The organism is Nocardia sp. PLKS1-43 (assembly GCF_059510335.1).
In genome coordinates this window covers 319,633-331,870 of the sequence record NZ_JCAJZQ010000007.1, presented here as the reverse complement: position 1 = coordinate 331,870, position 12,238 = coordinate 319,633, and the positions used below count along the sequence as shown (strand labels likewise).

The following is a 12,238-nucleotide window of genomic DNA, read 5'->3' as shown; positions in this document are numbered from 1 at the left end:
CACCCCTGTCCGAATCGCCCCCGGTCAGACCTTACGGCCCACGCCCGCCAGGCCGAGCGAGCGCCCCGGTGTCTCGTGTAGATCCCGGTCGGACTCCGGATGCCACAGCGGCAGTTCGACCACGCCCGGTTCGACCAGCTCCCAGCCGTCGAACATGGCCGTGATGCCGGCGCGATCGCGGAATCGGATGCCTGTGTGGGACTGGTTCGCCGACAGATCTCCGAGCCGGGCCGCGGCGCCGGGACGCTGCGCCGAACTCAGATGGGAGATCGCGACATAGCTGCCCGCCGGCACCGCCGCGCGCAGTTCGCCGACCAGTTCGCGCGGACCCTCGTGGTCCTGCACCAGATGCAGCACCGCGATCAGCAGCACCCCGACCGGTTCGGTGAAGTCGATCAGGCCGCTGTCCGCGGCGCGGGCCAGCAGCTCGGCCGGTTTGCGCAGGTCCGCTTCCAGAGCGTCGGCGCAGTCGTTGCCCACCAGGATGCTTCGCGAGTGCGCGACCGCGACCGGATCGATATCGATGTACAGCACGCGGTTGTGCGGATCGAGCGCCTGGGCCACCTCGTGCACATTGCCCGCGGTCGGAATGCCGGAGCCGATGTCCAGGAACTGGTGAATACCCGCGTCGGACAGGTACCGCACCGCTCGCCGCAGGAACGCCCGGTTGCTCAGGGCCAGCCGCGGCAGATCCGGCACCAGCTGCTTACCCATTTCGGCGGCCTTGCGATCGATCTCGAAATTGTGTGAGCCGCCCAGCAGCGCGTCGTACATCCGAGCCGGGCTCGCCTTGGTCATGTCGACGCCGTCGGGCGCCCATGTCGGCCTGTCCACTCGCAACCCCTTCATATTCGATATCCGAGCCGCCCACGCGCGACGGATCGTCTCGCATCCGATCACCCCGGTACGGACGCATCTGCATGCTAACCGTGCGAGCGAACCGGAACCGGCATCTCGGACAGTGGCGCTCAGACCAGATTGATCGAGTCCAGGACACGGGTGCCGATCTCGGTATCACCGGTCACCGCGACGGCGCAGGCGCGCCAGGGCACCCGCCGGGTGCTCCACTGCGGGAACTCGACCGACATGGCCGCGACGTGGGCCGCGGCTCCGGCGGCGCGTCCCGGCCGCACCCGCAACCGGCCGCCGCGCGGTTCGAGCCGCCAGGTGCCCCCGCCCGGACCGGTGAGGGTCAGCGCCACCGGAACCTCGAGCCAGCTCAGCGCCTCCCGGTGCGAACGCTCCAGCAGCGCGGTCAGCCAGCGCAGGATCGCGGTCATCCGGCGCGCGTCGGTGGCCGGAGTCGGCCGGTCCAGCGCGGGAGCGATGTCGTGACGGATGTGGGTGTGCCATTCGAACAGGATCATCGCGGGCGCGAGTTCGAGTGGGTACCAGCCCAATTCACCGAGCGGGATGCGAATCGAACCGACCACGGGCATGGTGAGCGCGGTGAGTGCGGCACAGCCGCGCCGGCTCCAGGTTTCGAATTCGCCGGGCAGCTGACCGGTTGTGTGCGAACGCTTTTCGTCGACGAGCCGCTCGTTCAGGCGTTCCACGTCGCGGGTGGTCATGTAGGCGACGGCGGTCGGGGTGAGGATCGCGCGCAACACGGTGGTCATGTGGATGAGCGCGTCGGCGACCGACCAGCCCGCCGCGGCACTCGGCGCGGCCAGCTCCGCGGGACTCAGATCGCGGCAGAAGTCGAGCACGGCGCGCCGCTCATCGCGTAACGCGGGAAGGTAGGGCGAACTCATCGCGCCGTCCCGCCGGCCGGACTCCTCATGGAGTCCGGACATTACCCGGTTACGGCCCGGCTGTCCGCGCCGGCGAGGAATACCCGAAGATTGCTGTGTCGCATGAGATCGGCGTGTTCCGGTGTGGCAACCGGTAACGTGAGTTGTCTCCTGCCCCTACGATTCTCCTGGTTGGTCGAGTTAACGTAATCGGGTCGAAGGTGGCGGTACGGTTGCGGCAGCGCGGTTTTGCCAAACGATTGCTGCTCTCCGGGGCGGTATCGGGTCGGGTCCGGCGATGTGGACTTGTCGGTGCTATGGGGCATGCTCTTGGCACGCAGACGTCAACGAACCCGCCCGGAGTGCACCATGTCATCGCGTCGAACGAAGCCGCAGCCGTTGTCCGACACAGAAATTCGGCAGATCGCCGCGGACCTCGCCGCGGGGCGCCCACCGATGGTCTGGTTCACCGCGGAAGCGGTCGGAGTGCCCGAGGGCCGCTCGGGCAAGGTGCTCGCGCTCGGCGATCCCGCCGAGGGCGATTTTCTGCAGGTTCGGCCCACCGGTTCCAAGGATGTGCTGTCGTTCTCGCCCACCGAAGTGACGCTGACCAAACCGGCCCGGCGCACCGCGCCCGCGGCCGCCGCGAAACCCAGGAAGGACACCCCAGTGAGCATGCCGTCGTCCGTGACCCCGTCGCCGCTCCCGCCGAGCCCGGCTCCGGAGAGTGCCGCTCCGTCGCGTCCGGCCCCCGCGCAGCCGGCGCCGGCCGCGGCCAAGCCCGCTGCGCGGGGGCCCGCCGCCGAGTCCGACGCCGGGGCCGAGAGCGGCAAGGGCGGCGCCGCCAAACAGCCCGCCCGGCCCGCCAAGGCGGCCCCGGCCCGCAAGGCGAAGACGCCGGAGGTCACCGTCACCCTGTCCGGCACCGCCGACGGGGAGTGGACGGTCGACGTGGTCAACGGTAAGAAGCGCACCGTGCGCGGCCTGAGCGTCGCGGGTTCGTCGGTGGCCCAGGCCGCCAAACTGCTGCACCCCGAAGTCTCCGAGGTGGTCGATTCCGTTCTGGAGTCGGTGCGAAACTCCCAGCGCGCCAAGGTGGAACAGCTCCAGTCCGAACTCGAGCAGGCGCGCCGCGTGCTGGACGAACTGTCGGGATAGCGGTACGCCGACGAGAGGGGCGGCCGCCGGAACGCGGGCGGGGGAGCCGGGACGCGGCCCGGAGGACCGCGCCTCCGGCCTCCCGCGTTGTGGTTACCGGTCGCTCCGGCCCGGCTTGTCCCGGTCGTCGATTCCCTCGGTGTCGACGCGCTCCTTGCGGACGGTGTCGGACACGGTCTGGTGATCCTCGACTTCGTCGACGGCGAGACGGACCCGCTCCACCGGGACGGATTCCTTCTGCACCGTCACCCGGTCCTCGTGCAGGGTGACCTCCTGGTCCTGATCGCCCATGTCGCCGCGAGAGCGGACCTGTGAGGGGTCGGTGATCGGCTCGCGTTCGACGCGCACCTCTTCGTGGGTGGTGGGGACCTCGACCGTCTGGTTCTCGGTCACCACGTGCTTGTGCAGCCGTGCGGTTCCGCTCTCCTGCCGTTCCTTGCCGATCTCGAGCCGCTCCTCGGAACGGATCATGTCGGCATCGCGGCCGTGCGTCATCGGTTCGTCAGGACCCGGACGGACCTGCTGACGGCCGTATTGGCTCCAGCCCGCGTGCTGCGGGTTGACGCCGTAGTGGCGGAACAGTTCCTGCTCGGCCGCGGGCGAGATGCGTCCGTCGTCGTCCAGGTACGGCGCGGATTTGACGTGTGCCTTGTCCACCCCGACCTGCAGGGTGCCCTTGTCCGGCTCATGTTGCGCGCCGGCCAGCGGCACCATGGAGTCGCTGCTGAACATTCCCGTGCTCACCGCAGCCCAGGTCGGGTTCCCGGACGCGTTGTCCACGTAGATCTGCTTCACCTTGCCGATCTTGTCGCCGGCCGAGTCGTACACGGTATTGCCGATCACGGATTCCAACGTCTGTGCCATGGCTCCTCCTCGGGTCGCCATGCTGTGCCGACCACCGGTGCGGGCAGCCGACACCGCATTGTTCGTGGAACGGATTTCGATCTTTCGACGTCGTGCCGCTCGCACTCGGGTTTGTACGACCACGACACCCGTATCCCGACAGCGGCTCGGGTAAACTTCCCGCTACCGCTCGGCGATACCTGTAACCGGACGATTACCAGGCTCACTGTGAGATCGCGTCGAGCCTGTCATGATCATCAGCTACATTCTGGCAATACCCTGGGGTCCAGTGAGCAAACGGCCCGCGCTCTTTCGGATTCACCGACCGCGATGCCTCGGCCGGACACTACGTACCCAACGACTCGCTCAGGTCGCGAAGCGGCGGACGGGCATCGCGTGGTGCACGGCCGTCCCGGCGCCAGACCCGGCGGGATTCGGGGTGGCCCTGACGGCGCATCTCGTCGTGGAAGACATAACCCAGGGTGTATTCCTTGGCGTGATACATGGCCGAATCCGCTTCGCGCAGAAGGTCGTACACGGAGGCTTCCACGGTTGCGGGCGCGGGCGACAGCGGTTCGGGGATGCCCTCGTCGAGGGCGGGGACCTCATGGACGAGAGCGGGCGCGGGTTCCGGGCACGGGGCGATATGACCCCGGATGTCGTGGACCGAGCCCGGCGGCCGGGGTGAGCCCACGGCGATGCCGATGCTGGCCGTGATCGAGACCGCGCCGACGCTGAGTTCGAAGGGACTGCCGAACGCGGCGATCAGCCGTTCGGCGAGGGTGGCGGTGTCCGAGCGGTTCGAGCAGGTCAGTACGACGAACTCGTCGCCGCCGTAGCGCGCGGCCACATCGTCGTGCCGGATCACGCGGCGAATGCGGGCCGCGGCGTTGGCGATCAGCTCGTCGCCGATCGCGTGGCCATAGCTGTCGTTGACGGATTTGAAGCCGTCCAGATCGATGAACAGCAGGCACAGCGTGCGCCCCGCCCAGCGTTCCCGGTTGCGGGCGGGGGCGCGCAGCAGTGCCGAGCGATTCAGCAGGCCGGTGAGCATATCGTGATCGGCCTGGTACTGGGCGCGTCGTTCGCTGCGGGCACTGCGCCCGATGGCGCGTTCGCTGCGGGCCAGCACGCCGATCAGCAGTCCGGCCAGCAATGTCGAGATGACCACTCGGTCCACCACCCCGGGCCGGTGGCCCATGGTCGGCACCAGCGAGCCCACCACCAGCGCGACCGCGACGAAACTGGCCCGCTGACGCGACTGATCGGGCCGGATGCGCTGTTGCTGACCCAGGGTGATCATGGTCGGATGCATCGCCGCCGACCCGACCAGCAGGTATGCGGCCAATAGCGGAATCAGCAGAATCTGGAACGGCGGGTGGATCGACCCGGCCGCCACCAGGTTGTAACCGAAATCGGCGATCAGGATCGCCAGCAGACTCGCATGCAGCAGGCGCAACGAGGTTTCCGAACGCATCGCGGTGACCACCGAATGGGTGACCACCGTCAGCAACAGCGCATCGATGACCGGGTAGCAGGCCGCGATCACCGCGCTCGCGCTGTACCCGCCGCTCAGAATCGGCGAGATCAGGAAGGTCCAGGAGGCCAGCAGGGCGCCCAGGCCGATCAATCCGGAGTCCAGCAGCAGATCGTTGCCGCCGCCGTGCACCCGGCGCGGCGCGAGCCACAGCAGTGCCGCGAGCAGCACCCCGGCATATCCGGACAGGGTGAACATATCGCCGAAGACGTACCGCTCGGTGGGTGAGAGATCGCGCAGCGCGATTCCGAAACCGAAGAGCACGGCCGATCCGGCCAGCAGATACCAGGGCATCGGCGCGGGCGGGCGATGTCGGTGCACGCCTACGCCGATCATCGTGACGGTCATCGCCACGACCACCGCCAGCGCGGCGGTGACGATAGCGTCCGTGGAAGTGAGTAGGGGTAGGGCAATCATGAACGCGGCGATCATCGGCACGAATGCCCGCCACAGTGGCCCGGCCAGATGCCGGAGGTCGACCGTGTGCTGTTCGCTGAGCATCATCAGTCCCCCTTGTCCGCTCCGTCCCCGATGAACCGTGCCGTGTAGTACGTCTGTGCATCCTCCACTGCGATGTCGACGGTGGCCCGCTCCCCGACCGCCGATCGCAGGGCGTCGGCGAAGGAGAAGTGAGAGTTGTTGTATGAGCAGATGTCCCAGCCGACGGCCGCACGCTCCGCCGCCAATATCCGGACGACTGATTCGATCATGACATGGAATGCGGCCCCTTGTCGCGCGCCGGGGGCGACCAATGTGAACCCCGCATAGTAGATCGCGTCCCGCTCGGCGTGTTGCGGAAAACGCGCCGCGAAATAATCCGGACTGATCCATGGGACGGTTTCCAGGTGATGGGTCAGCGTGGTCAGACCGATCGGTTCGCCGTCGGGTGCGCGGGCGACGTGCTTCTGGATTCGCGGATCCGTCATCTCCTGATGGAATTCGCCCGGATGCAGAACCTGACGTGCGATCGCCCGAGTGCGTAACGGGCCGAACGCCTCCTCGTAGAGCAGCTGGAAGCGTTCGATCTGCGGGTCCGGAATCGTGGTCTCCACGCTGACCCGGATGCCCTCGGCAGCCGAAATCGCTGTCCCCCTTCGTCTTTCCGGTTCCTCGGCTTCGGTCACGGTTGGTTCCATCCCGTTGTGTGGTACGCCGCGAGGGCCAGAGCGCAGGTCGGGCGCCCGTCCGAGGTGGCCGCGACCGTGCTGGTGCACACCGGCCCGAAGACCCCCGCGCGCGCGGCGGTCATCTCGGTGAGGCTCAGGTGGATGAGTTGGTCCACCTCCCTGGCGGTTTCGGCCTCGTGTTCGACGAACAGGCCCGCGCCCGAGCTGTCGGCGCGCACGGACCAGCCGATGCCGGCCGCCGCGGTCGCGCCCTCGGTGTCGGCGAATTCCACCGCGTACACGCAGTACAGCCGGTCGCCCCAGGCGATGGGCCTGCGGACCCTGCGGGTCCGTTCGATCGTCGCGTGCGGCGGGATCACCGACGACAGCCGGATCAGATTCGCTTCTCCCACACCGAGTTCCCGCAGTGCGGCATCGAACGCCGAGATCCTGGTCGACCCCACTCCGACCGCCGCGCCGACCTCGATGGTCAGCGCGGCGGGGCGGGGCGGGGCGGTACTTCCGGTACCGAACGTGCCGCGGTGTCGGTGGGTGGTGAGCATTCTGTGATCCTTCCCCCGGGGATCTCAGTGTTGCATTTTGAAGGCTGATCTTGCGGCAAAAATCCATCGAAGTGAAAAACATCGTTTCATATCGGTCGGGTATCGGCCCCGGTCGCGCCGGTCGGCCGCCCGCGGGTCGGTGCATACCTCCATGTGAACGCTAACGGCCCGCTAAGATCCGGACACGACCAAGTGGTCGAAGGATGATTTACCGGACAGGAGGGCAGCATGCCACCCGCTGCAGCGCCACCAGGAATTGTCGAATCGGTGCTGGCAGGAGGGCCGGCACCGAAAATTTTGGCCGAGGGCGGCGGGCTGCGCCTGGACGCCTCGGCCGTCGACTACGTCCTCGTCGCGATCTATTTCGTCTTCGTGCTCGGCATCGGCTTGTTGGCCCGGCAGCGCGTGTCCTCCAGCATCGATTTCTTCCTGTCCGGGCGTTCGCTGCCCGCCTGGGTGACCGGTCTGGCGTTCATCTCGGCGAACTTGGGCGCGGTCGAGATCATGGGCATGTCCGCGAACGGCGCCCAGTACGGCATGCCGACCATGCACTACTACTGGATCGGCGCCATCCCGGCCATGCTGTTCCTGGGCGTGGTCATGATGCCCTTCTACTACGGCTCCAAGGTGCGCAGTGTGCCGGAGTTCATGCGGCGGAGGTTCGGCACCGGCGCCCACCTGGTCAACGCGCTCAGCTTCGCGATCGCCCAGGTGCTCATCGCGGGCGTGAACCTGTATCTGCTGGGCTCGATCGTGAACGTGCTGCTGGGCTGGCCGCTGTGGGTGTCGATCATCGTGGCCGCGGCGATCGTGCTGTCCTACATCACGCTCGGCGGTCTGTCGGCGGCGATCTACAACGAGGTGTTGCAGTTCTTCGTCATCGTGGCCGCGCTGCTGCCGCTGACCCTGGTCGGCCTGCACCGTGTCGGTGGCTGGAGCGGCTTGAAGCACCAGATCGCCACCAAGCTGCCCGACGCCTCACAGCAGATCCACTCCTGGCCCGGTAACGAACTCAGCGGCTTCTCCAACAGCGCGCTGTCGGTGATCGGCATCGTGTTCGGCCTGGGTTTCGTGCTCTCGTTCGGTTACTGGACGACCAACTTCGTCGAGGTGCAGCGCGCGCTGGCCACGCATTCGATCTCCGCGGCGCGGCGCACCCCGATCATCGGGTCGTTCCCGAAGATGTTCATCCCGTTGATCGTCGTCATTCCCGGCATGGTCAGCGCGCTTATCGTGCCGCAGATCGCCGAATACAAGGCGACCGGCAAGGGCGATGTCACCTACAACGACGCGCTGCTGTACCTGATGAAGGACGTTCTGCCCAACGGACTTCTGGGTGTGGCGCTGACCGGTCTGCTGGCCGCGTTCATGGCGGGCATGGCGGCGAACATCTCCGCGTTCAACACGGTGTTCAGCTTCGACCTGTGGCAGCAGTACGTGGTCAAGGACAAGCCGGACGGCTACTACCTGAAGATGGGCCGCTGGGCGACCGTGGGCGCCACGGTGGTCGCGGTCTTCACCGCGTTCATCGCCGGGAATTTCGCGAACATCATGGACTACCTGCAGACGTTGTTCTCGTTCTTCAACGCGCCGCTGTTCGCCACGTTCATCGTCGGCATGTTCTGGAAGCGGATGACCGCGACCGCCGGTTGGGTCGGCCTCGTATTCGGCACCCTGTCCGCGATCTTCATCTTCATCCTCAGCGAGACCGGGGTGATCAACCTGTCCGGACAGGGCTCGAGCTTCCTGGCCGCCGGCGTGGCATTCGTCGTGGACATCGTGCTCAGCGTCGTGGTCAGTCTGGTGACCACGCCCAAGCCCGAGTCCGAGCTGGTCGGACTGGTGTACTCGCAGACGCCCAAGGCCAGCCTGACCGATGCCGACGCCGCCACGCTGCCGTGGTATCAGCGTCCGGTACTGCTCGCCGGGATTTCCCTCGTCCTGGTCATCGCGCTGAACATCTTCTTCGGATAAGGAAGTGACGTAATGCTTTTCGATATCCGCACCATCGTCGGCGGGTTGCTCGGCATCTACGGCGTCATTCTGATCGTCGTCGGGGCCGTCAACCACAGCGCGGCGGATCTGCAGCGCAGTGGCGGCTGGAATACCAATCTGTGGTCGGGGATCGTGATGGCGGTCTTCGCCGTAGGGTTCCTGATCTGGGTTCGGTTGCGGCCCACGCAGGTGCCGCGGCGGACCGAATCCAGCGGTCCCGCAGAGTAACCGGGGCGCGTTCGCGGTAGTGAGACGACCGGCCGCGACGGTATGCGCCGTCGCGGCCGAGTCGTGTACGGGTGGGTCAGCCGAGCTTTCGCGGGTGGGAGCCGTCGGCTGTTCCCGGGGGGCCGGAGCGGCCGAAGCCGGGTTCGGTTCCGGTTGGTGGGTTTTCGTGCCGACCGGACAGCCTGTCGGAGGCTGGAGTCAACTTCGCGGCCCGGGTGCAGGCGGCGGTCAGACAGTGATCACGATCTTGCCGTGTACGTGGCGGCCGGCCTGCTGCGCCACGGCATCGCGAATCTTCTCGATCGGGAAGGTCGCGGCAATCGGCACGGTGATCGTGCCGGCCAGGATCGCATCGCTGATCTGCGCCATCGCGCCCGGATCCGCATCGAATCCGCCGGTCGTGCGAACGCCGCCGGGAGGGTTGGGACCCGCGGCGATCGTGGAGATCCGCTCGGGCGGAACACCCAGTGCGAGTGCTGTTTCCGCAGTTTCGGTGCCGAACAGGTCGGTTGCCGCGCTGATGCCTTCGGGCGCCAGGGCGCGCACCCGATCCGCCAATCCCGGGCCGTAGGTCACGGGTTCGGCGCCGAATCCGCGCAGGAATTCGAACGTGCTTTCCGAGGCCGTCCCGAGCACTCTGGCGCCGGCCAGCTTCGCGAGCTGTACGGCGAACACGCCCACTCCGCCCGCCGCACCGCCGATCAGGACGGTGTCGCCGGATCGCAGGTCGATCGCCGCCAATGCCGCTGCGGCCGTCATGCCGGCAACGGGAAGTGTGGCCGCCACCTCGTCGCTGATGCCCGCCGGGGTATGCCAGATGCCCCCGGCGCGCGGGTCGATCACCACGAAATCTGCGGCGGCCCGGCCCATCGCGCCGCCGTAGATGCGGTCGCCCACCGCGAAACCCGTTGTTGCGCTACCGACCTCGTCCACCACACCCGCGAAGTCGTAACCGAAACCGGACGGCACGGTGATGCCGAACCGGGCCGCCGCCTCGGGCGTTGCGGCGAGCAACCAATCCATCGGATTCAGACCGGCGGCCGTGACGCGGACGCGGATCTCTGCCGGTCCGGCGTGGGGCTCGGGGACCTCCCGAAGCTCGAGTACCTCGGGACCCCCGAACGTCTCGTAGATGACGGCTCGGCTCACGATGACCTCCATGTAACTAGTAACGGGACATAGTGCCATCACCGTACCGCAGTGACGGGACCAAGTCTCGGTACCATGTGTCCATGGCACGCTGGAAGCCCGATACGTCACAGCGACTGGCGCTCGCCGCACTCGAACTGTTCGAGGAGCGCGGCTACGACAACACGACGGTGATCGAGATCGCGGAGCGCGCCGGAATCACCAAGAGCACCTTCTTCCGCCATTTCCCGGACAAGCGGGAAGTCCTGTTCGGCGGCGGCACGATGACCGGGCTACTCGTCGACGGGATCGCCGCTGCCCCGCCCGAGGCCGGTCCGCTCGAAGCGGTGGCGCATGCCCTGGACGTGATCGGGCGGGAGGCATTTCCCCCGGAGCGCCGCGAGTTCGCCGCCCGGCGTCAGGCGGTCATCGCCGCCCATCCGGAACTGCGGGAACGCGAAGCGCTCAAGGGCCTTGGCCTCACCGCATCGATGATCGAAGCGCTCGAACGCCGCGGCGTGCCCGGCCTGACCGCACGCGTCGCCGCCGAACTGTGCGGCGTGGCCTGGAAGATCGCCTTCGAGCGCTGGAGCGACCCGCTCAACCAGGACGAGTTCGGCGAACTCGCTCGGCGAACACTGGCCGAAGTGCAAGCCGTGGCGGAATCCCAGAGCCGGCCGCTGTCGAGGCGGTGAGCCGACCGCACCACCGAATCCCTGGCTTCCGTGATACTTCACGCGCCGATGGCTGAGCGCCACAGTGCCGACCGGCCCATGCGGTCGAGCAATTGGTCCTGTTTCGATGAGCCGGGGGTGCCGGTGGGCGCGGCGAAGAATTTGTGCGTGGTTGCGGGGTCGGCCGGTGTTTCGGCCAGGTCGGCGTAGATTTCCTCGAGGTGGTCGCTGATCCAGTTCACCAGTCGCGGGTGCAGCGTGGCGTCCGCTTGCAGCGCTTGGGCCAGATCCCAGGTGTGGATCGTGCTGTCGGCGGTGCGGACGGCGAGCGCTCGACGGCCGGAGATCTTCCCCAGCGGATAGTCCAAAATTCGTTCCAGCGCACCGGGTTCGGCGAATGCGCGGGCGCACCGCTCGGCCGCTCGGACGAATGCGTCCAGCGGGTCCGTCCCGAGCGCGTCGACATCGCGCATGCGAAGGAAATCCGCCGCAGTCCCGCCCTCCGCCAGCATCACGTAATTCAGATTGCCTCGCGTCATGTGGTTCACCAGTTGGCGCACATCCCATTCCGAACAGGGCGTCGGCCGATCCCACTGCTCCCGCCGGACATCGCGCAGCACTCGCTCGAACTCCGCACTGGCAAGGACGAACTCATCGATCACCCGATCCAGCCTGGCAGTGCGGCGCACCGATCGCTGGCGACTTTCGGACACCCTCATCGCCCGTCCCGTCCGTCGCCGACCAACCGCCACAGCGTCAGGGCGATCCCCGCGCGCCCGGCGGGGTCGGTGAGGTCGAAACCCATTGTCCTGCCCAAATTTTCCAGGCGGCGTGCCACGCTGCTGTGGTGTAGGTGCACCAGGTTCGGAGGTATGCGGTCGAGCAGTGCCGGCGCACCTAGATCGTCATGGTGCACAACAGGTCTGCGGTCGGTGGTGAAACGCAAGGCGGTGCGCGCCTCACACCACGAACGGTCCGGATTCGCCGCCGCCCCGCGGCGCGGGCTGGCCGGATGACTACGAACCGTTCGAAATACTCACGGAGAGAGGCTGTTTCGCCATGACCACGCCCATCGATCTGTTCACCTCCTTCCTGCATCTGCACGGTGATGCCGATGGCGACCTGGAAGGCGGCATGACGGTGCCGCGGCCCGGTGGTCGTCGGGCCGGGGTAGACGTCGTATCCGTCGCAGATGGTGAACTGCGAGGCGGTCACCTCACCGATCGTGCCAGGTGAGGTGACCACGGGATGTGCGAGCGGCGGTCGATACCGA

Annotated in this window: 13 protein-coding genes; 5 read left to right on the top strand and 8 right to left on the bottom strand. The window is 67.3% G+C overall.

All coding sequences use genetic code 11. The features are described from left to right. Positions 1 to 24 precede the first annotated feature (24 nt). Together AC5WS7_RS25630 and AC5WS7_RS25625 are read right to left on the bottom strand one after the other, a co-directional pair. Positions 25 to 834, bottom strand: coding sequence for an SAM-dependent methyltransferase (locus AC5WS7_RS25630; protein ID WP_495957113.1), 810 nt, complete (start codon positions 832 to 834; stop codon positions 25 to 27). Positions 835 to 968: 134 nt separating this feature from the next. Next, positions 969 to 1,754, bottom strand: a complete 786-nt coding sequence (locus AC5WS7_RS25625) for a DinB family protein (protein WP_495957112.1) — start codon at positions 1,752 to 1,754, stop codon at positions 969 to 971. 378 nt (positions 1,755 to 2,132) lie between these two features. Between AC5WS7_RS25625 and AC5WS7_RS25620 the strand changes: the two genes are divergently transcribed. Beyond that, positions 2,133 to 2,891 carry a DUF6319 family protein gene (locus tag AC5WS7_RS25620; RefSeq protein WP_495957111.1) on the top strand — a complete coding sequence of 253 codons (759 nt, stop codon included), beginning with the start codon at positions 2,133 to 2,135 and terminating at the stop codon, positions 2,889 to 2,891. A 93-nt stretch (positions 2,892 to 2,984) separates the two neighbouring features. Here the strand turns inward: AC5WS7_RS25620 and AC5WS7_RS25615 are convergent, their stop codons facing one another. From AC5WS7_RS25615 to AC5WS7_RS25600, 4 genes are all read right to left on the bottom strand, one after another. Next, the gene (locus AC5WS7_RS25615; RefSeq protein WP_495957110.1) at positions 2,985 to 3,755 is read right to left on the bottom strand and encodes a PRC and DUF2382 domain-containing protein; all 771 of its coding nucleotides are present in this window, start codon (positions 3,753 to 3,755) and stop codon (positions 2,985 to 2,987) included. A gap of 325 nt (positions 3,756 to 4,080) precedes the next feature. Then, positions 4,081 to 5,775, bottom strand: a complete 1,695-nt coding sequence (locus AC5WS7_RS25610) for a diguanylate cyclase (RefSeq protein ID WP_495957109.1) — start codon at positions 5,773 to 5,775, stop codon at positions 4,081 to 4,083. Continuing rightward, entirely contained in the window at positions 5,775 to 6,395 is a 621-nt protein-coding gene (locus AC5WS7_RS25605; RefSeq protein ID WP_495957108.1) for a hypothetical protein, read from the bottom strand. The genes AC5WS7_RS25610 and AC5WS7_RS25605 overlap by 1 nt, the downstream gene beginning before the upstream one ends. Next, positions 6,392 to 6,940 carry a pyruvoyl-dependent arginine decarboxylase gene (locus tag AC5WS7_RS25600; protein WP_495957107.1) on the bottom strand — a complete coding sequence of 183 codons (549 nt, stop codon included), beginning with the start codon at positions 6,938 to 6,940 and terminating at the stop codon, positions 6,392 to 6,394. The genes AC5WS7_RS25605 and AC5WS7_RS25600 overlap by 4 nt, the downstream gene beginning before the upstream one ends. A gap of 228 nt (positions 6,941 to 7,168) precedes the next feature. Between AC5WS7_RS25600 and AC5WS7_RS25595 the strand changes: the two genes are divergently transcribed. Further along, positions 7,169 to 8,914, top strand: a complete 1,746-nt coding sequence (locus AC5WS7_RS25595; RefSeq protein ID WP_495957106.1) for a sodium:solute symporter family protein — start codon at positions 7,169 to 7,171, stop codon at positions 8,912 to 8,914. 12 nt (positions 8,915 to 8,926) lie between these two features. Next, positions 8,927 to 9,163, top strand: a complete 237-nt coding sequence (locus tag AC5WS7_RS25590; RefSeq protein ID WP_495957105.1) for a hypothetical protein — start codon at positions 8,927 to 8,929, stop codon at positions 9,161 to 9,163. Between the two features lie 228 nt (positions 9,164 to 9,391). Here the strand turns inward: AC5WS7_RS25590 and AC5WS7_RS25585 are convergent, their stop codons facing one another. Next, on the bottom strand, positions 9,392 to 10,324 hold the full coding sequence (locus AC5WS7_RS25585; protein WP_495957104.1) for an NADP-dependent oxidoreductase: 933 nt from the start codon (positions 10,322 to 10,324) through the stop codon (positions 9,392 to 9,394). Positions 10,325 to 10,395: 71 nt separating this feature from the next. Here AC5WS7_RS25585 and AC5WS7_RS25580 point away from each other — a divergent pair, with 71 nt between their 5' ends. Then, on the top strand, positions 10,396 to 10,986 hold the full coding sequence (locus AC5WS7_RS25580) for a TetR/AcrR family transcriptional regulator (RefSeq protein WP_495957103.1): 591 nt from the start codon (positions 10,396 to 10,398) through the stop codon (positions 10,984 to 10,986). Between the two features lie 38 nt (positions 10,987 to 11,024). Here AC5WS7_RS25580 and AC5WS7_RS25575 read toward each other — a convergent pair whose 3' ends face one another. Continuing rightward, positions 11,025 to 11,627, bottom strand: a complete 603-nt coding sequence (locus AC5WS7_RS25575; RefSeq protein WP_495957102.1) for a TIGR03086 family metal-binding protein — start codon at positions 11,625 to 11,627, stop codon at positions 11,025 to 11,027. Between the two features lie 397 nt (positions 11,628 to 12,024). Here AC5WS7_RS25575 and AC5WS7_RS25570 point away from each other — a divergent pair, with 397 nt between their 5' ends. After that, positions 12,025 to 12,201, top strand: a complete 177-nt coding sequence (locus AC5WS7_RS25570) for a hypothetical protein (RefSeq protein ID WP_495957101.1) — start codon at positions 12,025 to 12,027, stop codon at positions 12,199 to 12,201. Positions 12,202 to 12,238: the final 37 nt, after the last annotated feature.

Coding starts and splice junctions, on each gene's coding strand:
- AC5WS7_RS25625 (WP_495957112.1), bottom strand. CDS start 1,754: ATGAGTTCGCCCTACCTTCCCGCGTTACGCGATGAGCGGCGCGCCGTG.
- AC5WS7_RS25615 (WP_495957110.1), bottom strand. CDS start 3,755: ATGGCACAGACGTTGGAATCCGTGATCGGCAATACCGTGTACGACTCG.
- AC5WS7_RS25610 (WP_495957109.1), bottom strand. CDS start 5,775: ATGATGCTCAGCGAACAGCACACGGTCGACCTCCGGCATCTGGCCGGG.
- AC5WS7_RS25600 (WP_495957107.1), bottom strand. CDS start 6,940: ATGCTCACCACCCACCGACACCGCGGCACGTTCGGTACCGGAAGTACC.
- AC5WS7_RS25595 (WP_495957106.1), top strand. CDS start 7,169: ATGCCACCCGCTGCAGCGCCACCAGGAATTGTCGAATCGGTGCTGGCA.
- AC5WS7_RS25590 (WP_495957105.1), top strand. CDS start 8,927: ATGCTTTTCGATATCCGCACCATCGTCGGCGGGTTGCTCGGCATCTAC.
- AC5WS7_RS25585 (WP_495957104.1), bottom strand. CDS start 10,324: ATGGAGGTCATCGTGAGCCGAGCCGTCATCTACGAGACGTTCGGGGGT.
- AC5WS7_RS25580 (WP_495957103.1), top strand. CDS start 10,396: ATGGCACGCTGGAAGCCCGATACGTCACAGCGACTGGCGCTCGCCGCA.
- AC5WS7_RS25570 (WP_495957101.1), top strand. CDS start 12,025: ATGACCACGCCCATCGATCTGTTCACCTCCTTCCTGCATCTGCACGGT.